General features: G+C 48.2%; 15 protein-coding genes and 1 pseudogene. 6 read left to right on the forward strand and 10 right to left on the reverse strand.

Annotated elements, in window-relative coordinates; genetic code table 11:
- Positions 1-417 precede the first annotated feature (417 nt).
- The 3 genes from HRE53_RS13160 to HRE53_RS13170 are packed head-to-tail and all read left to right on the forward strand — an operon-like array spanning position 418 to position 5,692.
- A complete protein-coding gene (locus HRE53_RS13160) occupies positions 418-1,170 on the forward strand; it encodes a peptidylprolyl isomerase (protein WP_212663837.1) in 753 nt (250 codons plus the stop codon).
- Complete coding sequence (locus tag HRE53_RS13165; protein ID WP_212663838.1) at positions 1,167-4,124, forward strand: peptidase domain-containing ABC transporter; 2,958 nt, start codon at positions 1,167-1,169, stop codon at positions 4,122-4,124. The genes HRE53_RS13160 and HRE53_RS13165 overlap by 4 nt, the downstream gene beginning before the upstream one ends.
- Positions 4,121-5,692: an HlyD family efflux transporter periplasmic adaptor subunit gene (locus HRE53_RS13170; RefSeq protein WP_235110968.1), complete on the forward strand. Its 1,572-nt coding sequence runs from the start codon at positions 4,121-4,123 to the stop codon at positions 5,690-5,692. Before HRE53_RS13165 ends, HRE53_RS13170 begins: the two co-directional genes overlap by 4 nt.
- Positions 5,693-6,050: 358 nt before the next feature.
- On the opposite strand, the gene HRE53_RS13175 is transcribed toward HRE53_RS13170, so the two are convergent.
- The 6 genes and pseudogenes from HRE53_RS13175 to HRE53_RS13200 all read right to left on the reverse strand — a co-directional run bounded on the left by HRE53_RS13175 (position 6,051) and on the right by HRE53_RS13200 (position 16,246).
- On the reverse strand, positions 6,051-6,251 hold the full coding sequence (locus tag HRE53_RS13175; RefSeq protein ID WP_212663840.1) for a hypothetical protein: 201 nt from the start codon (positions 6,249-6,251) through the stop codon (positions 6,051-6,053).
- A 232-nt stretch (positions 6,252-6,483) separates the two neighbouring features.
- Positions 6,484-7,723, reverse strand: a pseudogene (locus HRE53_RS13180) (IS256 family transposase).
- 158 nt (positions 7,724-7,881) lie between these two features.
- Entirely contained in the window at positions 7,882-12,579 is a 4,698-nt protein-coding gene (locus tag HRE53_RS13185) for a calcium-binding protein (RefSeq protein ID WP_235110969.1), read from the reverse strand.
- Positions 12,580-12,752: 173 nt separating this feature from the next.
- The gene (locus HRE53_RS13190; RefSeq protein ID WP_212663842.1) at positions 12,753-13,709 is read right to left on the reverse strand and encodes a pentapeptide repeat-containing protein; all 957 of its coding nucleotides are present in this window, start codon (positions 13,707-13,709) and stop codon (positions 12,753-12,755) included.
- Positions 13,710-13,866: 157 nt separating this feature from the next.
- Positions 13,867-14,178, reverse strand: coding sequence for a hypothetical protein (locus HRE53_RS13195; RefSeq protein WP_212666454.1), 312 nt, complete (start codon positions 14,176-14,178; stop codon positions 13,867-13,869).
- Positions 14,179-14,581: 403 nt separating this feature from the next.
- Positions 14,582-16,246 (reverse strand): adenylate/guanylate cyclase domain-containing protein, encoded by a 1,665-nt coding sequence (locus HRE53_RS13200; RefSeq protein ID WP_212663843.1) that lies wholly within the window; start codon positions 16,244-16,246, stop codon positions 14,582-14,584.
- Positions 16,247-16,600: 354 nt separating this feature from the next.
- Between HRE53_RS13200 and HRE53_RS13205 the strand changes: the two genes are divergently transcribed.
- Positions 16,601-18,121 (forward strand): protein kinase domain-containing protein, encoded by a 1,521-nt coding sequence (locus tag HRE53_RS13205; RefSeq protein ID WP_235110978.1) that lies wholly within the window; start codon positions 16,601-16,603, stop codon positions 18,119-18,121.
- On the opposite strand, the gene HRE53_RS13210 is transcribed toward HRE53_RS13205, so the two are convergent.
- Entirely contained in the window at positions 18,118-18,645 is a 528-nt protein-coding gene (locus HRE53_RS13210) for a hypothetical protein (protein WP_235110979.1), read from the reverse strand. The genes HRE53_RS13205 and HRE53_RS13210 overlap by 4 nt on opposite strands.
- A 467-nt stretch (positions 18,646-19,112) precedes the next feature.
- On the opposite strand from HRE53_RS13210, the gene HRE53_RS13215 reads away from it, so the two are divergent.
- Positions 19,113-20,081 carry a DMT family transporter gene (locus tag HRE53_RS13215; protein ID WP_235110980.1) on the forward strand — a complete coding sequence of 323 codons (969 nt, stop codon included), beginning with the start codon at positions 19,113-19,115 and terminating at the stop codon, positions 20,079-20,081.
- 370 nt (positions 20,082-20,451) lie between these two features.
- A complete protein-coding gene (locus tag HRE53_RS13220) occupies positions 20,452-20,604 on the forward strand; it encodes a chlorophyll a/b-binding protein (protein WP_212663846.1) in 153 nt (50 codons plus the stop codon).
- 107 nt (positions 20,605-20,711) lie between these two features.
- On the opposite strand, the gene HRE53_RS13225 is transcribed toward HRE53_RS13220, so the two are convergent.
- The 3 genes from HRE53_RS13225 to HRE53_RS13235 all read right to left on the reverse strand — a co-directional run bounded on the left by HRE53_RS13225 (position 20,712) and on the right by HRE53_RS13235 (position 25,038).
- A complete protein-coding gene (locus HRE53_RS13225) occupies positions 20,712-22,994 on the reverse strand; it encodes a family 16 glycosylhydrolase (protein ID WP_235110981.1) in 2,283 nt (760 codons plus the stop codon).
- A gap of 236 nt (positions 22,995-23,230) precedes the next feature.
- Positions 23,231-23,584 carry an anti-sigma factor antagonist gene (locus HRE53_RS13230; protein WP_212663848.1) on the reverse strand — a complete coding sequence of 118 codons (354 nt, stop codon included), beginning with the start codon at positions 23,582-23,584 and terminating at the stop codon, positions 23,231-23,233.
- A gap of 185 nt (positions 23,585-23,769) precedes the next feature.
- Entirely contained in the window at positions 23,770-25,038 is a 1,269-nt protein-coding gene (locus tag HRE53_RS13235; protein WP_212663849.1) for a glycosyltransferase, read from the reverse strand.
- Positions 25,039-25,215 lie beyond the last annotated feature (177 nt).

Here is a 25,215-nt window from a genome sequence, read left to right on the forward strand (position 1 = left end):
GTAATAATTCTAGAAAGAATAACGAGAAGGCTGTGGTTTCTTTCAGTTGCTTATTATGAAGAGTCAGGAATATAGCTATAGCAGTCTAAAACTGATGGTCATTGATAATACAATTTTACGTAGATTGCAAAACATGAAAGAATTATTTGCCTTGGAAAAATAATTTTACTAGATGTTAACGTTTCTAGTTGGTGCTGATCTATCAGTTGTAAATATATGGGTTAAGATTCCGAGGGATGATGACACAGCGAGATCCTATTGCTGACTGAAACGACGCCATGAGAGTTACATCTTCCTAGTCAGCAGGGTATGGTAACAATACTTTCCTTTCACCCTTACCTTCATCTGTTTTATTCATGTTGTCTCTAAATTGATCTTTAGACTTGAATAACCCTCTCTATTAAGAGTATTTTTGATATGATCTCTGCCCTACCGATTGTGGATAAAACTGTTCAACCCTCTGATTTAATTCCTTTGCTTGGGCAATATCAGCTGCTTCCTCAGTTGCTGAAAGAACTGATTATTGACCAAGCTATTCAAGACGTTCAATTAGGCCCAGAAGAAGTTGTACAAGCAGTAGAGCAGTTCTATCGTCAGCATCAAATCGGTGAGGAAGCTAGACGTGAGGCTTGGCTAAAGCATTATCGGATGACGCCTCAGCAGTTGGCTGCGCAAGCCCAACGGCAGTTGAAACTGCATAAATTTAAACTCCAAACCTGGAATAACCAGGTAGAGTCTGATTTTCTCCAGCAAAAAGGGCAGTTTGATCAATATGTTTATTCTTTGATCCGAGTGGCCAGTGCCGAAGTGGCTCAAGAATTATATTTCCGACTGCAGGCCGGTGAACAAGCGTTTGCAGATTTGGCAACCAAATATTCTCAAGGTCCTGAAGCACAAACAGGGGGATTGATTGGTCCTGTTACTGCAGCCAATCTACATCCCACGTTAGTGCAAATTCTGACGAGTGCTCAACCTGGGCAAGTACGCCCTCCTATTCGCTTAGGTGAATGGTTTGTGATTGTCAGTTTGCAAAAATTGATCTCGGCTCAACTCGATGCCCCGCTGCGACAACAATTGCTGGAGCAGCGTTTTAATGAGTGGCTTCAATTGCAGCTGAAATCGGCTGCAATTTCTGATGACTCTATTGCTGTTTCGGCGCGAACACCATGACTTCAGCCATCCTTGCCCTGGAATCCTTTTTGAAGGATCTACCCGGTTTTAACCAGCTTTCAGAAGCGGTTTTATCTTCGGTGGCGAAAGAATTTCAACCATTGCGCTATCCCATGGGCCGCCCCCTTGTGTCTAATCGGGCCATGCCCCAAGACTTTACCCTGATCTATCAAGGGCAGGTGCGCCTATTAGGTTACGATCCTCGCACCGATACTCCAGTGACCCTCAGTCTGTTGGGACCGGGTGCTGCAGTCGGGTGGATTAGCCTGGTGCGCCAAATTCCCTGTGAGACGGCCATTGCTTCGGTGGAAACAGTGGGATTAAAGTTGCCTGCTGCGACTTTTTTAGAGCTGCTGGAACATGAATCGAGCCTGGCTCAAGTGTATGAGCAGCAGGCTAATATTCTCGAAGCGTTTGATGTTCTGGGCCAACAGTTATTGATCCGGGCAGATGGCTCGACTGACCTGAAATTTTTGGCAGAAAGAGCTTTACCAGCAAGTCTGATTCAAAAGTGCCCCATCCGAGATATCTCTATTGATCAATTACAGCCCAATTTGGAATGGTTTGTGAGTGGAGGGTCCATTCCTGACTTGGAAATTGGTCAACCCTTGGAAACCTGTCTAGAGCAGCTCAATGGCACGGTCTCTCGTTCAGAAACACTCCGGTTGATTGGGTTATCACCGATCAAGGCCCAGCAGCTATCGATTGAGCCAGTGGCTTCTATTCCCCAAGCAGATACTTGGGAGGATATCCCCGAAGCACCAACTTTGCTGCCTGCGGTCGATGATGCCCCGGTGAAACATGGCAAATATCCCTTTAAGTCTGGTCGGGGCCCTATTGATGCCCCGCTGGCTTGTTTCCAAATGCTGGCGCTGTATCTCAATTTGCCGTTTCGCAAGGATGTTCTGCGGCGCATTCTCAAAAACCAAGCGGAGCGCAATGGTCCAGGAATTTCCCTGCCGGTGTATGGTGCGATCTCAGAGTCGATGGGATTACGAGCCCAGTTAGTGGAAACCCCTGCTTCTGCGTTTTCTCGTCTTCCTGCTCCTGCCTTAATCAATTGGCAAGATCGTATTGCACTGGTGTATGAAACCAGTGCTAAAGAAATCGTATTTGCGGTGCCTGAGCAAACCTTGCTGCGTCAGCACCCCGATGAATTTTTGGAAGCCTTTGATGACAAGGTGCAAGTGCTGCTGCTAGAGCGCACCCATGATACGCCCCAAAGTCGATTTAACCTGAGCTGGTTTTGGCCTTCGATTAAGAAGCACCGTAAGGTTTTGATTGAGGTGCTGATTGCCTCTTTCTTTGTGCAGTTATTTGGTTTAGCGAATCCGCTTATTACCCAGGTCATTATTGATAAAGTTTTATCCCAAGGGGCTTTGGGGACCCTGAATGTCCTCGGTATGTTGTTGGTTGGTGTGGCTGTTTTTGAAGCCTTGCTCACCAGTTTTCGGACCTATCTGTTTGTGGATACCACGAATCGGATTGATATGTCCCTAGGAGCGGAGGTGATCGATCACTTAGTCCGATTACCCCTACGCTATTTTGATAAGCGGCCTGTGGGTGAACTCGCCACCCGAGTGAATGAACTCGAAAACATCCGTAAGTTTTTGACGGGAACGGCTTTGACGGTGGTGTTGGATGCGGTTTTCTCCGTGGTGTACATCGTCGTCATGGTGTTCTACAGCTGGCTGCTGACGATTATTGCCCTGGGTACGGTACCGTTATTTGCCTTGCTAACCTTTATTTTTGCGCCGATTATTCGCCGCCTTGCCCGGACTAAGGCTGAGGAGAACGCCAAGACCCAGTCGTACTTGGTGGAGGTGGTATCGGGAATACAAACGGTCAAAGCTCAAAATATTGAGCTGAAATCCCGATGGCAATGGCAAGATCGCTATGCCCGGTATGTCAGCGCTGGATTTAAGGCGGTTGTGGCATCTACAACAGCTGGCTCCATGAGTGGCTTTTTGAATAAGTTATCTAGTCTGCTCTTGCTGTGGGTGGGAGCCTATCTATTTATTGAAGGGCAGTTGACCGTGGGTGAATTGATTGCCTTTCGTATTATTGCTGGTTATACCACTGGCCCCTTGCTCCGGTTAGTGCAGCTATGGCAGAACTTCCAAGAAACAGCACTGTCCCTAGAACGATTGAGCGATATTCTCGACTATCCCCAAGAAGTGACTGAAGCAGATCGAGATTTAATCCCCATGCCGCTAATGGAGGGGGCCGTCAAGTTTGAGGATCTGTCTTTCCGGTTTAAGGATAGTGGACCGATGCAGCTTCAGCAGGTGTCTCTCGAAGTGCCAGCTCAAACCTTTGTGGGGATTGTCGGTCAGAGTGGTTCCGGTAAGAGTACCTTGATGAAGCTGCTGATGCGACTTTACAACGCGAATGGAGGACGAATCGTAGTCGACCAGTACGACATTAGCAAGGTCGAGCTATACTCTCTCCGGCGTCAAATTGGCATGGTGCTGCAGGACAGTTTGCTGTTTGATGGCACGGTGCAAGAGAATATTGCTCTTTCGGCACCAGATGCAACGGCGGAAGAAATTGTGGAGGCCGCCAGAATAGCCTATGCCCATGATTTCATTATGGAGCTGCCCCAAGGCTATAACTCCCGAGTCGGTGAGCGGGGCTCGTCTTTGTCTGGGGGACAACGGCAACGGATTGCGATCGCAAGAATGGTACTGCAAAATCCCCAGCTCATCATTCTCGATGAAGCCACGAGTGCACTAGATTACAACGCCGAACGGCAAGTCTGTCTTAATCTGGCAGAAGCCTTTGGTGATCGCACCGTTTTCTTTGTTACCCACCGCCTCAAAACTTTGGAATCAGCAGATATGATTCTGATGATGGATCAGGGCAATCTAGTAGAACAAGGCACCCATGCAGAATTGATGCAGCAAAAAGGTCGATATTACTGGCTTTACCAGCAACAGGAGACTCAATCATGACCATTACTCAAGATTTCGCTGGCGACCCCCAAAGACCTTCGACTGAACCAGAGCAAAATGTATTACCTCTAACAAAGGGCCGTCCCACAAAAGAGAAGCCGTTTGATCGGCCAGTCATTCTCCAGCAATCTCCGATTTGGTCTAGAGCGATCATTTGGGGGATTGTGGGCGCTGCTTCGGCAGCATTGGCATGGGCCTGTTTGTTTCAAATTGAAGAAGCGATTCCTGCAACTGGCCAGCTAGAACCCCAGGGAGCAGTCAAACCCATCCAATCTCCGGTTACAGGTGTTGTGACAGAGATCAAAGTTGACGAAGGACAGTTGGTTAAAGCCGGCGATCCATTGATTTTTCTGAACGCAAAAGGCACGAACTCTGAGATCAAGTCCCTAGAAGATCAACTTGACCAACTCCGTGAAGTCAACAAATATTACCGCCAGCAGCTAGAAGGAAATAGTGCTGCCCCGCTTCCAGATGTGATTAATGTCGAGTTGATTAATGCGACGCGTGATCGGCGGGCCCTCGTCGCTGAGAATAAACTATTCAGAGCCCAACTGAATGGAGCGAAAAACGCTAAAGCCTTTTCACCGGAAGAGCAACAGCGCTTGAAGTCTGGGTTGTTGCAAGGCTCGTCTAGTGTAGCGGCTGCTCAAGCCCGAGTGATGCAAGGTGAAAAACAGCTGCGCCAAATTGAAGTGCAGCTAGAGCAGACCAAAATTCAATTAGCTAGTGCTCAACAGACCTTGTCTCTGAATCAAGAGATTGTTAAAGATATTGAAGAGGCCCACAAGAAAGGGGCAATTGCCCGGGTCCAATTTAAACGTCAAGAAGATGAAGTGCAGTCTGGTCAAGCAGAAGTCTCTCGTCTGCAGCAAGAGCAAATTCGCTTGTTACGTCAAATGGAGCAAATTGGTCAAGAGAAGGTACAGTCTCAAGCACAAGCTCTCAATACAGTAGCCACCAACCAGCGAGATTTGTTGGATCGGATTGCCGCAAATGAAAAACAGATCACGGAAATCGATAGCCAGCTCACCAAAGCGGTCGTTGATAATAAAAGAGCAATTGCAGATTTAAACAGTCGTTTGACACAAGCCCAACTAACTCGCGAGTATCAAGTGTTGAAAGCACCTGTGGATGGGTTGGTGTTTGATCTCCAGCCTAGTGGACCTGGCTTTGTGGTGAATGCGAGTGAGCCGATTTTGAAAATTGTGCCGTCTGATAGTCTAAAGGCCAAAGTCTACATCACCAATAAAGATATTGGCTTTATTCAAACAGGAATGCCTGTCGATGTACGAGTCGATTCGTTTAACTTTAGTGAATTTGGCGATATTGAAGGAACCATTGAGTCCATTGGCTCTGATGCTTTACCGCCAACGGAGGTGCGCCAGTTTTACAGCTTTCCAGCCATGGTGCAGTTAGATTCACAAACATTAGAGGCTAAGGGGCGTAATCTAGATTTGCAGTCTGGGATGTCTGTCAGTGTCAATATCAAAGTACGCAAGCGACCTATCATTAGTTTGATTACCGATCGCTTTTCCAAGGAAGCCGATGGCATTAAGCATTTACGCTAAGTCGTAAAAGCCCTGACTTAGTGGCATGTGCTTTCAGCTCAGCAGCTTGGTTCAAAAAAGCCCTGACGAAATGTCGTCAGGGCAGCATCATCAGGTATGTGACATGAGCGCTGGATCATTCGCCTAGAGATGTGCTATTTCTTCGGAATCACTCTGACTCGTTCATACTTTCTACATCTAAATCGAGCAGCATAAAACTTTTAATCTCTGTATCAGATAAAAAGAGAGACTGCTCAATAGGGGAGATAGTTGTGCTTAAAGTGTTGTGGAGAGTCATGGTTGTAAGCGTCTGGGGGAGTGCTGTCTGAAAGGCAAAGGGATCAATATTGGATATGTGGTGTAAGGCTAGGTCATTCGCCTAGAGATGTGCCAACTCTCCTTCAATTCCAAGCCCTTCATTCATACTTTCTACATCTAAATCGATCAGCATGAAACTTTTAATTTCTGCGTCAGATAAAAAGAGAGACTGCTCAGTATAGGAGGCAGTTGTGCTTAAGGTGTTGAGAAGAGTCATGGTTTGAATGTTTTGGAGAAGTGCTATCTGAGAGGTCTGAGTCATTGGGGTAGTCGGGGTTGGTTGCTTATAGATATAGACTAACCATTACAGTAAGCTTGAGAGTCAAGAGAAATTTGTATAAGAATAAATTATACTTGGCGTTTCTTCCATATACCTGATGGCTTAAAAGCCATATATAGAAAGACTTTACGTATGACTAATGTTTTTTTGTGGATATACATTTTGCAGACAAAAAAACGAGAGTGTTTAGATTTTTGTGTAAGCCGTAACGTATTCAATAGTTGAATCGTGTTGGGAACAGAATAGCAAAATGGGACAGCGCCGCCTTCCAATTCAAAATTGGTCTGGTCCATCTCTTCGAGATATTCCTCATCGCCAGAAACATCAATTTGTAGACAGACTCTTCATTCGGGAAGACAGCTTTGGTCTTAATCACCTTTCGCAGTGAGCGATTGAGCGACTCAATGGCATTAGTGGTGTAGATAACCTTTCGGATGGCCATTGGGTACTTAAACAACGGAGCAATATTATCCCAATGCCGTATCCAGATTTGGCTGATGCCAGGATACGTCTGGTCCCATTTGTTGGCAAACGCATCCAAGGCAGCCTCAGATTCCTCCAAAGTGGCCGCTTGATAAATGGGCTTGAGGTCTGCAGCTACGGCTCGACTTTCCTTCCAAGGCACATGGCGCAAACTATTGCGAATGAGATGAACGATACAAACTTGAACTTGAGTATCGGGATAGACCGATTCAATCGCCTGGGGAAAGCCTTTGAGACCATCACAGCAAGCAATCAAGATATCCTGAGCGCCTCGGTTTTTAAGGTCTGTGAGCACTGAAAGCCAGAATTTTGCTCCCTCCCGCTCGGCAGCCCCTATCCATAATCCCAACAGCTCTTTGTTTCCCTCCACAGTTACCGCTAGCGCGACATAGACGGCTCGCTTGCTGACTTGGCCATTGACTTTGATGTTCACATACAGGGCATCGAGATAGACAATCGGATACACCTCATCCAATGGTCTTGAGCGCCAGTCTTTAACCTCCTCCATGACACTATTGGTGACGTCACTAATCAGACCCTCAGAGATATTGGCCCCATACAGCTCCACCAATTGAGACTCGAATATCACGAGTGGTCATGCCACGAGCATATAAGGCGATGATTTTCTCGTCGAGTCCCGCGATACGTCGCTGGCCTTTGGGCACGAGGACAGGCTCAAACTCACTGCAACGGTCGCGAGGAATCGATAGGTCCATCTCTCCTTGTTCAGTCTGGACGGTCTTTTTCGAGTAACCATTGCGACTGTTTCTAGGGCCATGAGAACGCTCATCGACGGAGGATTGATGCAGGTGATGAGTCAATTCACCTGCCAAGGCTCGTTCCACTAGGCGTTTGCTGAGTTGTTTGAGCAGTCCTGATTCGCCCAGAATATCCTCTGGCTGTGGATTCTCTCCAATGAGTTCATCCAATAGCTCATCAACTCGATTGGGTACTTGTTTCTTTCTAGACATGATGCGGTCTCCTGGTGTGTTTGGATTCTAGACCGCTTACACAAAACTCTGATCAGTCTCAAAAAAACTGCTCTGGCAGCACCAGAGCAGTTTTCGCTTTAAAGTCTAAGGAGTTTTACGGGGTCTTGGCCGCTTTACGACTTCAGAATTAGGAGCCCCTAGATATAGATGAAAGAGCTGTCTTCCAAGCTGAAAACAGAGTCACTCATAACATTAGCAATCAGCTCATCAGCACCACCATTAGAATCCAAATAGATTCCGGTGCCGCCCATGCCAGGTGCTGAAGCGCCTAAGACATAGTCGGATGCGGAGCCACTGAGTTGGATCATATCCTCACCTCCATTGAAGTCGGTAATGACAGCAAAGTCATTCAGACCTGCAGATGTATCATCGCCGTCGTTGTAGTAGGCAACATCACCACCGAGGACGAAATAGTCTGCACCTTCATCTCCAGTCAGATAGTCAATGGAACCACTGCCTTTGAGGGTGTCGCTGTTGGCACCGACTAAGACATCAGCACCACTCCCACCCAGAAGGGTGTCATTACCTTCGTGGCCGATTAAGGTGTCGTTGTTAGCACCGCCTTCCAGCATATCGTTGCCAGCGCCAGCATAGAGGGCATCGGTCCCGTCACCACCTAGCAGTTGGTTATTTCCAGTGCTGCCAAACAGAACATCATTGCCAACGCCACCATCTAATAAGTCATTGCCCGTATCGGCATAAAGGGAATCATTTCCTTCTCCTCCTAGAAGTGTGTCAATACCAGACCCACCGAAGAGCTGGTCATTGCCACTGCCCCCTTCGAGCACATCATTACCGCTACCACCTTTGAGGTGGTCTGCACCCGCACCCGCACTAAGGATATCGTCATTACTGCCGCCGTCTAGGGTGTCTTTACCGTCGCCACTGGTGAGGGTGTCATTGCCTGATCCACCTTTGAGGTTGTTGTTGCCACCCGTCGTGGTCAAGACATCATCCCCGGCACCTCCATCTAAACGGTCACTGCCGCTGCCACTAGAGAGGGTGTCATTTCCACCCTGGCCATAGAGCTTCACTTTGGCACCATTAGTGGATGTAATTTGGTCATTACCACTGTTGGCAGAAAGGGTTTCGATACCAACGGCATCGATATTCATGTTCAGGTCAGAGGTGCTTTGGAAGTAAGCCGTATCTGTACCTGTACCACCTTCAACAACGGTATCGTCAACATCGAAGTAGAGTTTATCGTTGCCCGCGCCCCCGATGAGTTGGTCTGCACCTGCATCCCCTTTCAGGATGTCGTTTCCAGACCCGGCATCTAAGAGGTCATCGCCACTGCCGCCAAGCAGACTGTCGTTTCCACTATCAGCGCTGAGGGTATCATTTCCAGACCCACCGTCTAAGGTGTCTTTGCCCCCGGCGGTAGTCAAGCTATCGTTGCCGTCGCCACCGAATAGGGCATTGTTACCACCGCTAGAAGATAAGACATCGTTACCACTGCCACCGTCTAAACGATCGTTGCCGCTGCTGCTAGTGAGGGTGTCATCGCCAGCCAGACCATACATTTTAATGTTGGTGCCATTGCTAGAGGTGAACTGGTCGTTCCCAGCATTACCGTGAATTTCTTCAATGCTGACATCATCAATATTGAGAGTTAGACCATCGCTACTTTGGAGTTTGGCAACATCTGTACCGTCGCCACCGTCAAAGGTATCGTCACCATCGAAGTTAATGGTATCGTTACCTGCGCCGCCCAATAAAGTATCGGCCCCAGCATTGCCTGAGAGAACATCGTTGCCCTCTTGACCTTCTAGGAGGTCATCTCCCGTACCACCCGAGAGAATGTCATTGCCTGCCCCAGCAAGAATGGTGTCATTACCGATTCCCCCATCGAGATTGTCATGGCCGGTGCCTCCAGTGATGCTGTCATCTCCAGCTTCACCATGAATTTCAACATTCTCGGTCCCGGAATTGGTAAAGACATCATCGCCGCCAGAACCGTAGGCCAATTCAATTTGGCTAGCGCCTAGATCTAGGGTGACGGGCTGATTGCCTTGAGCACGAGCGATGTCGTAACCGTCGCCACCATCGACTACGGTATCATCCGCATCGAACAGCAATGTGTCAGAGCCTTCGCCCCCATACAGTTCATCTGCTCCGTCGCCACCGACCAACATGTCATTCTCAGTGCCACCTTCGAGGATGTCATCCCCAGCATTACCTTCAAGGTAGTCATGGCCTGCCCCACCGGAAATCAGGTCGTTGCCTTCACCTGCGATCGCAGCATCTTCACCCGCTCCACCAGCTAGGGTATCGTCGCCAGTGCCGCCTTCTAGATAGTCATTAGCTGAGCCACCGGATAACTGGTCATTACCACCGTTACCGAACAAAGCAACCGTCGTAGAAGCTGGAGTACCAGCACCATTCGTATTAGTGAAAATATCATCCCCACTATTGCCGTGGGCTTCATTAAAGCTGTTAGCACCTGCATCAAAGACGACACCTTCAGCCGATTCCACCATGGCGATGTCATAGCCTTCACCACCCAGGATTTGGGTGTCAGCAGCATCAATGAACACAACGTCATTGCCATCGCCACCTAAGAGAGTATCTGCGCCTGCACCGCCACTAATGGCATCATTGCCGCTGCCCCCATCGATAAAATCATCTCCAGCATTACCGGAGAGCCATTCGTCATTACCTGCATTACCCGAAATGACGTCAGCGCCTTCGCCCCCTTCAATGACATCTTGGCCGTCGCCACCACTGAGTTGGTCAGCGCCTTCACCGCCGCTCAAGTAGTCGTTGCCTGCATCACCTGAGAGGACATCATCTCCGGCATCACCCATAAGGACGTCTTTTTCTTCTCCACCGAAGAGGGTATCGTTGCCAGCGCCCCCTTCCAGAATGTCTAAGCCAGCTTCTCCTTTCAGGAGATCGGCATTATCGCCGCCACCCAAGGAGTCGTTGCCAGCACCGCCGTATAGCGTATCAAGTCCAGCATCGCCTTGGAGAATGTCATTGCCAGCGTCACCGGTCAGTAGGTCATCACCGGCACCGCCGAGGACTGTATCATCGGCTTCACCCCCAGAAACGGTATCATTTCCTTCGCCCCCAGAAACGATGTCGCTGCCGAGACCGCCTTCTACGAGGTCATTGCCAGCACCACCGTCGACCCAAAAGTCATCTCCTTCGCCCCCTTTAAGAATGTCATCGCCAGCATCGCCTTTGAGGACATCGTTTCCGGCATCTCCTTCTAAGACATCATTGCCGAGACCACCGCTGAGAGTGTCACTGCCGAGACCACCACTGAGCTGGTCCTGGCCTTCGCCCCCATCGACGATGTCATTGCCGGCATCACCTGTGAGAACGTCATCGCCTGCATTACCGAGGACGGTGTCATTGCCGTCGCCACCACTAACAGTATCTTGGTCTGCCCCACCCGCAACGACATCATTGCCGAGGCCGCCTTCAACGAGGTCATTGCCTGCACCACCGTCAACCCAGTAGTCGTTGCCTTCTCCAGCATTCAGGTAATCATTACCCGCATCGCCCATTAGGACATCATTACCCGTGTTGCCGAGGAGGATATCTGCACCTTCACCACCGGACATCACATCTTCGCCAGCCCCGCCATCGATTAAATCAGCGCCTTCGCCACCGGAGAGCCAACCATCGTTACCCGCGCCACCGTCTATGGTGTCATTGCCCTGGCCACCTTCGATGGCATCCATACCCTCATCTCCAGAGAGCAGGTCATCGCCTAATCCACCACTAACAAAGTCATGACCAGCACCACCGCTGATGGTGTCTTGTCCCGCATCTCCGTAAAGAACGTCTTGGTCACCTTCGCCAGTAATAAGGTCGTCGCCTTCGCCACCGTGAATATTGTCATCGCCTTGACCCCCGGATAAGGTATCTGTACCAGTACCCCCATCCATATGGTCCACCTGTTCGCCGCCGAACAGGGCATCGTCGCCTGCTCCCCCGGTGAGGGTGTCATCATTGGCACCGCCATAGAGGGTATCGTTGCCTTCACCCCCATCCATGATGTCGTTACCTTCCTCGCCGTAGAGGGCATCGTTGCCTTCGCCGCCAGACATCCAATAGTCGTCACCCGCACCCCCTATCAGCTCATCGTTGCCGGCTTCTCCCATGAGGATGTCGTTGCCGGATTGCCCTAGGATTTTGTCATCTCCCAGACCGCCCTTAAGGGTGTCGGCACCCGCACCGCCATCTAGTAAGTCAGCGCCAGTACCGCCGTCGATATAATCTGTACCAGAACCCGCTAATAAAGTATCTTGGCCTTCATTGCCAAGGAGGTTGTCATTGCCTGTGCCACCGGTGACAAAATCATTGCCTTCGCCGCCACTGAGAATATCGTTGCCTGCGTCTCCATGCAGGGTGTCGTCGCCAGCTTCACCGGCTAGCCAGTAGTCATCTCCTTGACCACCAATGATCATGTCTGCGCCTTGATCGCCCATGATGGCGTCTTTACCTAAGCCACCGATGAGGACATCATTACCAACGCCACCTAGTAAGAGGTCGTCGTTTTGGGTGCCGCTAATAGCATTGGGATCAGCGAAACCCGCACCACTCTCATCTACTGGACCGCTATAGATATAGTTGCCATTGGCATCTTGTTGCCAGTTTTGGGTACCGCCTTCATCACCATGCATCCAGTCGTTGCCTTGGCTGCCAGAGAGCGTATCGTTGCCCGTGCCACCTTTAACGACATCATCACCTTCGTTACCCGAAAGCCACATATCATCGCCTTCGCCACCGATAATGGTATCGTCGCCTTCATTGCCGACGACGATGTCATCTGCTTCTGAGCCAAATAGTGCTTCGCTGTTTTCAGTACCAAATACTTGCATGGTTTCCCCCTGGTTTGTAATTCTTCTTAACGCTAATTGTTCAAGTTAACTGGAGTGTCAATAGATCAAGCTATAAAAAAAACTTATGTAATTGACACGAATAGATAGGACAGTTTGTGGACTCCATGAATAGGTGAAGTCCGGTAGATCAGAAACGATGGTTGAGATATGGATTAAGGAACAGGTTGTGGATAGCTAACGGTTGAGTTATCAACCACGATGGGTTCATCCACAATTACGTCTTCAAGATTGGCATCGATTAAATTGCTGCCAAAGAGGTTAACCCCTCGTAAATCTGCTCCCTGCAAATTGGCTCCCATGAGAATGGCTTCGCTGAGGTTGGCACCTCGCAGGTCGGCTTCACATAGACAGGCACCACCCAAGTTGCTGCCAATTAAACTGGTTTCGGTGAGGGTGGCTTCACTTAAATCTGTGCCAATGAGAACTGCATGGGATAAGTCAGCTTGTTTGAGATAGGCTCCGATCATATCGGCTCCGCTGAGATAGGCTTCTCGAAATGTGCATTGCTCTAGGGCGGCTTCATTCAAACTCGCTAGCATCAGCTCAGCCCGATTGAAATTGGCATGGCTGAGTAGGGTGCCGCTTAATTTAGCACCAATCAACTTCAGGCCCGCAAAATGGCGTTCGCCTGCGGCATATTTTGCCAGCATGCCTCTGCTGATATCTTCGTCTCCCTCAAGGACTGTCAGACTTTGGTCTTCAATCGTTTGCAGCAGTTTTAAGAGAGATTGGGATTGGGGGCCGACGGTGCTAAGCTGCTGTAATTGTTCAAACCGGCGTCCGAGCTGCTGTCGGGTTTGGTTGAGTTCTGTGAGTTGTTGATCTAAGTCTTCGATATGGCAGGCCACCATCTGCTGCATGCGCTGTTGAGCATCTTTGGACTGTTCGCCGATGTCCAGCAGTTCTTTAATTTCATGGAGGGAAAGGCCAAAGTTTTGGGCACTGCGAATAATTTGTAATCTCTCTTGGGCTGCTATGGTGTAGAGTCGATAACCGGATCGATTCCGTTCAGGTTGTTTGAGTAGCCCGAGTTGCTCATAATAGCGAATCGCTTGGGGAGAGACACCAAATTTACTGGCTAATTGGCCAATGAGCAGTCCAGTCGTCATTTTGTTATCAGGGATTGAAAATCCAGCTTTTTTATCAGTTATTCTTAGGATGCCCAAATAAAAAGGCAATTGAGCGGAGTAAAGACGACAAACTCCAGCAAAAATTGCCTCAGATAGATGTAAGGTTTATTGAAAATAGTTTAGATTTGACTATTAATTAAGCCATAGCAGCAACTAAATGATTCGTAGTTTTTGGTCCAACCTTTTCTTTGAGGATATCTTGGATTTGACGCAGATAATCTTCGGCAACTTCTTGAGGAAAGTTGAGATGGATGGTGAGATTAGGATTGCTGCTATAGATGTGTAATGAGCCATAGGTGGGTAACCAGCCTGAGAAGCCAGCCACCTGTGTATAGGCGATAAATTGAAAAGCCCGAGTGCTGGGGTTAGAGTATTCAATTCCGCTTTCTGTAAGGGTTATAGTGACATCACTGTTTGCATCTTTGGGATGAAAACCTTTGAATTCCATTCTCATGACAGACTCCTAGACATTGGTCAATTTGATGTGCTCAATCTGGTGTTTGCGGAGTATTCTTTTATAGAATATCTTTGCTAAGAAAGAGTAAGTTTTCTATTTGTCGTGAGTACGAAAGCAGAAAAAGAATGACTCTTCATTCAGATTGGATATTCCAATATTGCCCAAAAAGGAATGCTATCTAACTTGAAAATCATGGAGTATTTATGTCATAAGCTGATAGTTGGATTTAATTTCTATCGGAGATATATAAAACTCAAGCAATATGTTTTTTTTGCCTATACAAATTAGACAGAAAGATATACATCTCAAACGATGTTTGTGAATGCTTAATAGATAAGTGGGAGTCGTACTGGTAGCCGTGGGATGGCTAGTGCTAGGACTGCACCAGAAGATTTTAAGGCTTGCTAGCCATTACAGCTTGCCCTTGGGCAGGAGGGTTTTTCTGGTTCCAGAGCAGACGATACAGTTGAATGGGGTCTTGGATGCCTTTAACTTGAACTGGAGTCAACTGTTGGAGAGGTGCGTCACATTGATGCAGCTCATTTAAAGTGCTTTGGGAGATCAGGATTTCACCGGCGCGGGCCACGTCACAAATACGGCTACTGATGTTGGTGGTATTGCCAATGGTGCCGTACTGGAAGAGTTGTTCAGAACCAATATTGCCGGCAGCAACGACGCCGGTGTTAACACCAATATGAATCTGAATGTTAAAGTTCCACCGTTTAGCCCAACGTTGATTGAGTTTGGAGACGGCGTTTTGCATGGCGATGGCGGCTTTGACTGCCCGCTCCGCGTCGTTGGGATGTTGATAGGGGGCTCCCCAGACGGCCAAGAGGGCATCTCCGATATATTGTTCTAAGGTGCCTTCGAATCGAAAGACGATGCCCTCAACCATGACGCTAAAGTATTCATTTAGCATGGTGATGACTTGGCGGGGTTCGAGGCGAGAGGATAGCTCTGTAAACCGACTGATGTCAGCAAAGACGACGGTGACTTTGGTGTCAATCACCTCTAATTGGCTTTCCTCACTCAATTTTCGCCAGACGTTTTGCGGGAAAAAGCGTTCTAGTTTGGTGCGTAGAACGGCTTCCGTTTGAATTTTTTTGTAGAGATGGGCATTGTCGATTGCGATCGCAGCCTGATTCGCTAATCCAGCCAAAAATTCCAAATCCTCTCCAGAGTAGAGGGCACGGACGGAGAGATTGTCCGTGTATAAGACTCCAATCACTTCATCTCTGGGTTTGAGGGGGACGCACATGGCGGCATGAATCGCCTGCTGGACGATGGATCGCGATTCATGGAACCTGCGATCGCGGGCGGCATCATCCGTTAGGATCCCTTCTCCCGACTCATAGACAAAATTCGTGATGGTAGTGCTGTAAAAGCGGAGTCCGGTGGGAATGCCACTGCGGAATTTGATCGCTTTTTGTTCTAGCTCTTGGGTTTGAGGATTGACCAAGAGAATTAAACCGCGATCGACGGTCATAATCTCGAACAGCAAATCCAGAATTTTATCGAGCAGTTCTTCCAGCTCTTTGGGAGACGATAGCTGTTGACTGACTTCTAGCAAAATTTTGAGCTTATCAACCGAGCGGGTTTGATCGTCCTGTTGTTTGAGCTTCAAACCCACGCCGGATTCGCCGGGGGCTTCGGGTTCTAGTAAATCTTGCAGTTCAATTCGAGTATTTTCAGGGGCAAAGCGACTAATGATGGACAGGGACTGATCCGGTGGTGGATTGGGGGAAGTCGGCTCAGGAATGGTAGCCGTCAAGTTCCAGGTGATTTGCATATCAATGGTCCCAAACCGGACCCGATCACCATCTTTGAGCTGGCATTGCTGAATCGGCTGATCGTTGACATAGGTATGGTTGAGGCTATCTAGATCCTTGAGAACGGCTTGACCATTTTCTTGGACCTTGAGCTCAGCATGGTGACGCGATAAGCTCGGGTGCATCAACACAATATGATTATCTAATCCCCGGCCAATCGAATTGGATCCTGTAACCAAAGTGTAGGATTTGGGATTTGGTGCATTAGGGGGAGCCACTAAGTACGGCACATGCACTCCTGTCGTGGGTAACGAGTCTTGATCACAACTTTAGAGATAGTTTAACGGTTGCCAATCGCTAAATAAGGGGAAGTTAAACACTATATTAATGTCTAAATTCAAGAACTCCCAATAATGGGTGAGTTTTGGGTCGGCTCCTGCCCTGGGTGTCGTCTGAGTTATTTACACAATAAGTAAGCTCAATCACAATAAAAGGAGGGTTACCGTTTTGGCAACGGGTGATTCTCTGGGCAAGCCACGAACTCGCAAGTTTTTGCGGTGATGGGGGCAGACTGACACATATACAAATGGCGCTTGAGGTCAGACTCAAGTTATGACTGAGAGACGGGTTGAGACTGAGCTGTTATGACCAAACTCTTAAATAACCGTTATCAAGTTCTGGATGTTTTGGGGGGCGGTGGTTTTAGCACCACATTTTTGGTGGAAGACACCCATATGCCTTCCCGGCGTCGTTGTGTCTTGAAGCAGCTCAAGCCCGTGAGTGTTGACCCATCGATTCAAACCCTGGTTCAAGAGCGGTTTCAGCGAGAAGCAGCCATCCTGGAAACTTTGGGAGATGTGTCAGATCAAATTCCCCGGCTGTATGCCTACTTTACGGAAGCCCATCAATACTATTTAGTCCAAGAGCTGATTGAAGGCCGCACGCTAGCAGAAGTGATTCAGACCCAAAGTGCCCTGAGTGAGGCGACTGTACTCGATATTTTGATGCGGTTGCTGCCGATTATTGATCTCATTCATCAGCGGGGCATTATTCATCGGGATATTAAGCCAGAAAATATTATTTTGCGCAGCCAGGATGGTAAACCCGTCTTGATTGACTTTGGGGCGGTGAAAGAAACCCTCGGGACAGTGGTAAATGCCCAGGGGCAGCCGACAAGTTCGGTGGTAATTGGTACTCCTGGATTTATGTCTACGGAGCAATCCCGAGGATTTCCCACCTATGCGAGCGATCTCTATAGTTTGGGGTTGACTGCGATTTATTTGCTCACGGGTAAATTTCCCCATGAGCTGAATATCGATCCCCAGACCAGCCAGTTACGCTGGCATCAATCGGTGCTGAACGTGTCACCGGGGCTTGCCACAGTTCTTGATCGCTCCATCAACTTGGCTGCCCGTGATCGTTACGCCTCAGCGCCTGACTTTTTACAAGCACTGCGAGATAGCAGTATGAAGACGGTGGCTGATGCGGCCGTTCCGCCTCCTCCACCCGCGCCCGTCTATTCCACACCTCAACCTACTCCTCCGCCGGATGTGCAGCCGACGGATATCGCAGCTCCAACTCAGTCTCTTCTAGAGCCATCGCCCGGATTTACCCCGAAAAAAGTAGGGATACTGAGTGCGATCGCACTCGCGTCTGCTGTGGTGAGTTTTGTAGCAGTTCAACAGCTATGGCCAGTAATGGCTGGACTTTTGGCGGGTCGTACTGAGGAGCCTGATCCCACCGAAATTAGCCCTGGCGTATCGCCTAGTGAAACGCCTGAGATATCGCCGACGCCAGACATCACACCTAGTCCGACGCCAGAAACTTCTCCACCTGTTGAGTCGCAATTTGCTGCCATCGCCTATTCCATCCCCACAGGTACCTATGGATATGGGTTGCGTTATCCATCACAAGCTGAAGCTGAAAAACGGGCCTTACAAGAATGTAACCAGCGTGCCCCTGCCAAAGATTGCCAAGCCTTGTTTTGGTTTAAAAATGCCTGTGGGAGCGTAGTTCGCGCCACATCTGGAGCCTATGGTTGGGCGTGGAGTGAAGACATTCAGGTGGCTGAGCAAGAAGCTCGCAAGCAGTGTTCTAGCTTTGGTGGTACCGACTGCAAAATTCTGCTGAACCTTTGCAGCGATCGCGTTATCCAGTCTAGCTAAGGGGTCGTTTTTTCTAGATATCGGCGAACCCCTATCCCCATTTGGGTGAGATTAGGGCCAATCTTCTGACTCAGCAACTCTTCCACAAACCCCGCTACTTGACTCCGTAAAAAGTCGGGAATGCCATCAATTTTCTGGGGGTAGATGATTAGCTCTCCCCTGTTTTCGACAATGGTGGTGTCTCCCTGCTCTCGAAACAGATTTTTGCCGGAACAAGACACCGCCTCGGTGAAAGCATGGGTGGTAATCCGCCACTCCAATGAAAAATCTGCTTCATTCCAAATATTATGTTCGGTCCAAGACAGCATTTGCTCGTCGATAAACGCCTTAGCAATGGTGGGAATATCACCGCCCCCATGCCACTCATTAGTACAAATCACCCGTTGATCTTCCTGGCGATAGGTCTTGGGCTCAATATGATGCACATTGTCCATATAGGGCAAGAGTTCTTGTAGCTTGTCCCGGTAAGTTGCAAATACAAGGGATCTGGGGAATGGGATTTGGGCATCTACAGAGATGTTCATATTGAGCTGACCGGTAACAAACACATATAAGCAACCGAAGGGGAGTAGGTGGATGATGGATTTACAAGCTTCTATGTAGATATCGCATTTATATGGCTTCTGCGTTTAGATGTAGCAAAAATCAATGAAATTAAAGTGTTTGTTGAATAGTTTTTTTATCGGTTTACATCATTTTAGTGTAGGGTGCCGTAAACCTCTAAACCCTTGATTGGCAAGCTTTATCCCTAACCACCTGCCTTATAACCTGGCGTGATCTCCCCTGACGCTGGCTGCATCTTACCTTGAATGCTCAAATCGAAATTTTTAAGGCTGCAAGAGGGTGAGACAATTGTAAGCAAATAGGGCGATTAATGCTCTAGCCAAAGTATTTTTTAGATTCGTTAGCGTTTTAACTCGCTTCTCATCAAAAATATCCCTAAAACAATTTAGGGAGTCTCAGTTTGTGCGTTGAAGCAAAGGTGCACCCTATGACACCCAAACTATTGCAGATCAAGCAGCCTTGGAGATTCTCAGCAGAACTGTTCCCGTTGTTAGCCATGCTAGGGGCGATTGTGGCCTTATCCTTGGCCGCTATTTTTATCAAATTAAGCGAACGAGAACTGGGACCCTTCGCGACCATCTTTAATCGCTTTTGGGTGGCCTATATTGTCCTTTGGGTTTGGCATGAATGGGAGAGTCTCCGAGGACCTACAGACGCCATAGAAGAGATCGAATATACCCGACGGGATCAAGGATTACTCGTCGCTGCTGCCCTGATGTTTTGGGGGTGCATTGCCTTGTGGGCTTGGTCTCTGACTCGTACAGAAGTGGCCAACTCAACGCTGCTGCATAATCTCACCCCTTTATTCACCACCCTGGGCGGATGGTTACTGTTACAGCAGCGGTTCGATCGCCGCTTTGTTTTAGGGCTAGTGGTGGCTATGACAGGGGCTGTTGCTTTGGGAGTGGGCGATCTCCAGGTTTCCACCTCCCATTTAACAGGCGATCTGGCCTCCCTCTTATCAGCAGTCTTTTCTGCCGCCAATTTGATGATTATTGAGCGACTGAGGACTAAGTTTTCGGTCAATACCATCCTCCAGTGGTGCTGTCTGTTGGGGGCAATCTGGACCTTACCGGTGGTGTTACTCACCGAAGACCGCTTATTTCCGATCTCAGCTTCGGGTTGGCTATCAGTGATTGGTCTCGCCATTGTTTGCCAAGTGTTAGGTCAAGGACTACAAGCCTTTAGTTTGAAGCGGCTGTCATCAGGACTTGTTGGCATCTTGCTGCTCCTTGATCCAGTCTTAGCAGCCCTGACGGCTTGGGTGCTGTTTGCAGAGAGCTTGACGCTATTTAAATGGACAGCCTTTTTCGTTGTCTTATTGGGGGTCTACTTGGCTCAGTCGAGTGACGTGGGGACACAGCCTGCTGAGGCTGAACGACTGACTGAGGTTTAGATACCGCATTGGGAACCGCATTGCGACAGAATCGTTGCTCCAAGAATTTGATCAAACTGGGAATCAGGTATGTGTAAAAGCAAATTTACATATGCCGTTACAAACATCTCAATATAAAGCTACTTGGGGATGGATAGCAGAAGGATGGATTTCTGATGGAGACGGTGAGGCTTGAGATCTGAAGTTTAGATTGAAACTCATACTTTCCTTAGAGAAAGGATTTGAGCACACTTATGTCTGATTTCGTAGCTATCGATACATAGAGAATATAAATGATCAACATTGTCAAATAAACATTGTTATTTCTTTGTATTGTCGTTACAATCGTATCCATCAGGCAAAACGCCTAGCAATTACGGAGTCACATGTCATGAGCACACAGAATGAAACTTTTGGATTCACCAGCTTTGCAGAGACCCTAAGTGGTCGTCTTGCAATGGTTGGTTTTTCCTTGGCCGTGGTCACTGAAGTCCTAACTGGACAAGGGATTGTAGGTCAAATTGCAGCTTTGATGAGCTTCTAGTCTGAGGCTGCTGACTAAGCCCCATAGTTTGAGTAGAATAGTTCGCGCTTTAAGACCCCAGCATTGCTGGGGTCTTTTTTAGGATCATTCAAGTAGATGCCTGTTCATTAGACAAAGGCAAATCCTTGACTAAAGTCACTGAGAGTAACATCGGCAACCACTGCAACCAACTCATCTGTTGATTGCTTATGCCAGATTTCTGTGGAGACTCCATCTTGAGCCATTCCCAGCACATAATCTGTGGCATTCCCTTGCAATTGGATTACATCATCACTGAGGGCAAAATCGAGGATATTGGCATAGTCCGCCATACCGCTGATGTTGACATCGCCATCGTCATAGAACAAACTGCTGGCATCTCCCAAGATGAATTGATCCAGACCGAGACCACCCATCATGGTGTCTAGACCTTCACTGCCCCAGAGCGTATCGTCCCCGATGCCACCATCTAGGTGATTGTCCCCCGTTCCACCGGTCAAGATGTCATCTCCTGCTTCTCCGGCCAGGTCGCCTAAATCCTTACTCAAAATATCATCGGCTACTCCACCATGGAGAATGCCAGAGGCATCTTGGTAGACCCGCACATAGTCAATATTGAGAGCACTTTGGTCGGGGGTGTTGGCAGTGGGTTGCCCAGGCCAATCTCCACCAATCGCCAGATTGGATATCAGGTACATGGGCACATCGGGAATATCATGGGTGATTTCATACAGGGCTTGCCCATCTACAAACCAGGTGATCTTATCGGCATCCCACTGGGCACCAAAGGTGTGAAAGTCAGCACTGAAGTCAATATTGCTAAATACCTGCTCCCCACTTTCCGAGGAAATATTGGACTGACCATCGACGTAGTGCAGGGAGGTGAAGATGCGATCCGTTTGGTCACCGAGGACTTCCATCACATCAATTTCAGGAGGCCAGCCGCCATCGGTGGGCAGCATCCAAAAGGCGGGCCATAAAGCTTCACCACTGGGAACTTGAGCCCGAATCTCCATATAGCCGTGGGTAAAGGCTTGCTTGTTGTGGCTGGAGATCATCCCGGAGGTGTAGTCGAAGGTTTGAGTATTGGCGTAACCGGCGAGGGGGTCGATGATGTCAGCGGCAATGCCTTGGTCCAGTTTTTGGCCGAGGAGTTTGAGAGTACCGTTCTCGATGTCCATACCGTCATAGGTGACGCCATCAATGACTTCGTTGTCCCCTACATAGTATTGGGCTTCGTTGTTCCAGAGGTTGGTCCGACCATTGTAGTGATTATGGTGGGTATAGCGAGTATTCCAGAAAGAATCATCTAAGGATGTACCATCAAACTCATCTTGAAAGACCAGTTCCCAATTGGAATCATTAGCCGGATGCCAGTCAGTGGCATTAGGGTTATCGGTATAGTCAAAGTAGTTGGCAGAGAGTACGAGGCTGTCGGCTTTGACGTTTTCGACGACGGCGATCAGTTCGTCGGTGTTATCCCAGGTGCCGTTGCTATTGGTGTCTAGATAGATGCCGGCATTGTCGCCAGAAAATTGAGATTGCAGGCTGGTGGGAATATCGGAGACTACATAGTCACTGGCACTGCCATGGAGTTGAATGCTGTCTTGAAGACGATTGAGGTCTTGAATAACGGCATAATCGCTGTCGCCAGCTGTGGTGGCATTCCCATCATCGTAATAGGCCGAGATGGAATCTCCGAGGACAAAGGTGTCGGCTCCTTCACCGCCTAATAAGGTATCGATGGTGTTGACGCCTGTGTGGCTGTTGTTGGATGATCGCACACCGTCGAGCACATCATCTTGAGCACCTCCATTCAGGGAGTCGTTGCCTTTTCCACCCCAAAGTTTGTCGTTGCTAATGCCGCCATCGAGGGTGTCATGGCCATTGCCTCCTTCTAGGGTGTCCTCACCCGTGTATCCATAGAGAACATCTTTACCGCCATTACCGTAGAGAACATCATCTCCTGCACCGCCATCCAGAAGGTCGGCTCCCCCCCGGCCATAGAGGGTATCGTTATCGTTTTCGCCATAGAGAGAGTCTTTGCCTGCGCCGCCATCTAGGAAATCGATGCCTTCGAACCCGTAGATGAGGTCATTACCGTCATTGCCATAGAGGAAATCGTCACTGACGTCTCCAAAGATGAGGTCATTGCCGCCTTGGCCGCTGATGGTATCGTCTCCAGCACCGCCATTTAGGGTGTCATCGCCATCGCCACCATCCAGGGAATCGTCTCCTAAGCTGCCGTATATCTCATCATTACCTTCGTCACCAAAGAGGGTATCGTTGCCGTTATAACCGTAGAGTTTATCGTTACCTTTTTTGCCGTAAACAATATAGTCGACTAGATCTTCCCAGCCACCCCAAATATCATCTCCATCACTCAAAAAAAACGATTTTATAGTTCTCATTAACAAATACCTTTTGTGTGTTCTATGTGTCTTGAAAGATGTACTTTTGTGTCTTATTCTCCTAGCTTATTCTCTCTGCTTAGTTGTAATGTCAAGAGATTAATTGATTAGTATTTCTTATGTTTTTTAATAGAAATGAGTTGCATAAAATTTTATGCAACTCATTGATTCTGAAGCTTAAATTTTTGGATCTATAAAATTAGAAAATAGATTAAGTTCAGATTGAATCTATTAGTTTAAAATGAAGCTAATGGAGAATAGCCAGTAATAGAATGACGGCACTCCAGTTGAGTTGACAAATGGATGTAACCTAGTCCAACTGTGAAGTTGTAGGCTGTTTGAAAGAGTTCTGCAAGCACTTGTGCGCCATAGCTATCGATCAAGCGAGTGTTCTTAAAATCTAGAACAATATATTTATTGGAAGTGATCGCTTCACAAATAACTTGAAACAAATTTTCCATGTATTGTTGTTGGCTTTGTGTCACATACTCAGGCATCACTAATATGTAAGGCTGATAGCTTTGGCGAGCAACAGAACTAGTTTTAATAGAAGTGGAAACATGTTCTTTGAGTAATGTGGCGTAAGACATGGCTAATCGGTCCAGTGAATCGTATTTGGCGCTCAGTAAAAAATACTTACTGTAGGCCAACTCATCTACTATGGCAGTCCCATGTTTGCAAACATGTTTTCGTCAGATAAAAATAGGTATAACTTTTGTATAACAATTGCTAAGAGGCAAAAAAACGGGTGTTTATCGCTTCAACCGCAATCGGTTTAGGTTGTGATTGATAAAATATGCTGTTGGTAGAGTTGACTTAACTGTTGTGCCACACCTTGCCAGCTAAAGGTCGTTTCTACGCGTTTGCGGGCGTCTAGTCCCCATTGTTTACTCAGGGCTGGATCTGCCAAAATTTGGTCAATGGCTTGGGCAAATCCAGCATTATCTTTGGCGGGGACTAGTAAGCCGGTTTCATTAGGTAGAACGGTGAACTGGAGCCCGCCTACATCACTGGCAATGACAGGTGTTCGACTCGCCATTGATTCAATGGCTACTAGGCCAAAGGGTTCATAGTGACTCGGCACTACGCTGACATCGGCTGCAGCATAGTAGTAGGGCAATTCGTCATTGCTAATTCGCCCAGGGAATTGTGTATGGTTTGCCAGATCGAGGTCCTGAGCGATACCCTCGATGCGATCGCGTTCTAAACCATCTTTTTCTCCGGGTCGACTCCCGCCCCCAATAATCAGGTGTAAGGTGTCATTCTCTCTAAATTGGGATTGCGCCACGGCTCGGACGAGGGTTTCAATGCCTTTGCGGGGGTCAAAACGACCAATGTAGAACACGACTTTCGCATCGGGAGGAATACCCAACTTCTGGCGTGCTTCTGCTCGCGTCATCGCTCCATAGCGATCAATGTCGGTGCCGCAGGGAATAACCTGGATATTGCCCAGGGATGAAAGATGCGATCGCATATGCGCTTTTTCCTGGGGACTGGTAGCCACAATACAGTCCGCTGCTTCTAAGCACTTCTTTTCAATGTCGAGCCGAGTTGTCGCGATGGCAGGAATATTGGGAACATTGGCATACTTGATGGCTCCCAAGGAATGGTAAGTATGCATTTGGGCTAGTGGTTGGTGCTTTTTCAGCTCCATACCGACCCAGCTAGAAAGCCAATAATTGGTGTGTACCAAAGGATATTGAATGGCTTCTTGCCGTTGGAATCCTAAAACCTCATCAACAAATTGGGGTAAATAGCCAAAGATGTCATCTCGACTGACAAATTCCGTAGGACCTGCAGTTAGGCGAATGGTGCGACAACCGGAACAATGTTGGACCTGCTCAGCTTGTTGGGCATGTGCTTTCCGGGTGAACATATCCACCTGCCAGCCTAAGTGGGCTAGCGCTTCACCCACTTGGCGGACATAAACGTTTTGGCCTCCTGCTTCTTCAGCACCGATCTCAACTGCAGGATCACCATGGACAGAAATCAGTGCAACTCTAGTTGACTGTCCATGGGTTGAAGTTGGATGGGGTGAACTCATGGCCCTGTGCAGAACTAAGTAACACTTAGCAAGAACATTTCCAAAATTTGCAAAAAAAATCAACAAATTTTCATACAAAGCATAGCCTACAACCATCCCTTCACCGATGAATTGCTGCGTTTCTCAACAATCTGCAAGGGAGTGATGCCTTATTCAGAAATGATCCCCAGTATGCTC

This window comes from Acaryochloris sp. 'Moss Beach', from assembly GCF_021497025.1.
Taxonomy (GTDB): Bacteria; Cyanobacteriota; Cyanobacteriia; order Thermosynechococcales; family Thermosynechococcaceae; genus Acaryochloris; species Acaryochloris marina_A.

What these genes read in the sequence shown, in the direction of transcription:
- HRE53_RS13160 (WP_212663837.1), top strand. Translation starts at nt 418, where the DNA reads ATGATCTCTGCCCTACCGATTGTGGATAAAACTGTTCAACCCTCTGAT.
- HRE53_RS13165 (WP_212663838.1), top strand. Translation starts at nt 1,167, where the DNA reads ATGACTTCAGCCATCCTTGCCCTGGAATCCTTTTTGAAGGATCTACCC.
- HRE53_RS13170 (WP_235110968.1), top strand. Translation starts at nt 4,121, where the DNA reads ATGACCATTACTCAAGATTTCGCTGGCGACCCCCAAAGACCTTCGACT.
- HRE53_RS13175 (WP_212663840.1), bottom strand. Translation starts at nt 6,251, where the DNA reads ATGACTCAGACCTCTCAGATAGCACTTCTCCAAAACATTCAAACCATG.
- HRE53_RS13185 (WP_235110969.1), bottom strand. Translation starts at nt 12,579, where the DNA reads ATGCAAGTATTTGGTACTGAAAACAGCGAAGCACTATTTGGCTCAGAA.
- HRE53_RS13190 (WP_212663842.1), bottom strand. Translation starts at nt 13,709, where the DNA reads ATGACGACTGGACTGCTCATTGGCCAATTAGCCAGTAAATTTGGTGTC.
- HRE53_RS13195 (WP_212666454.1), bottom strand. Translation starts at nt 14,178, where the DNA reads ATGGAATTCAAAGGTTTTCATCCCAAAGATGCAAACAGTGATGTCACT.
- HRE53_RS13205 (WP_235110978.1), top strand. Translation starts at nt 16,601, where the DNA reads ATGACCAAACTCTTAAATAACCGTTATCAAGTTCTGGATGTTTTGGGG.
- HRE53_RS13210 (WP_235110979.1), bottom strand. Translation starts at nt 18,645, where the DNA reads ATGAACATCTCTGTAGATGCCCAAATCCCATTCCCCAGATCCCTTGTA.
- HRE53_RS13215 (WP_235110980.1), top strand. Translation starts at nt 19,113, where the DNA reads ATGACACCCAAACTATTGCAGATCAAGCAGCCTTGGAGATTCTCAGCA.
- HRE53_RS13220 (WP_212663846.1), top strand. Translation starts at nt 20,452, where the DNA reads ATGAGCACACAGAATGAAACTTTTGGATTCACCAGCTTTGCAGAGACC.
- HRE53_RS13225 (WP_235110981.1), bottom strand. Translation starts at nt 22,994, where the DNA reads ATGAGAACTATAAAATCGTTTTTTTTGAGTGATGGAGATGATATTTGG.
- HRE53_RS13230 (WP_212663848.1), bottom strand. Translation starts at nt 23,584, where the DNA reads ATGTCTTACGCCACATTACTCAAAGAACATGTTTCCACTTCTATTAAA.
- HRE53_RS13235 (WP_212663849.1), bottom strand. Translation starts at nt 25,038, where the DNA reads ATGAGTTCACCCCATCCAACTTCAACCCATGGACAGTCAACTAGAGTT.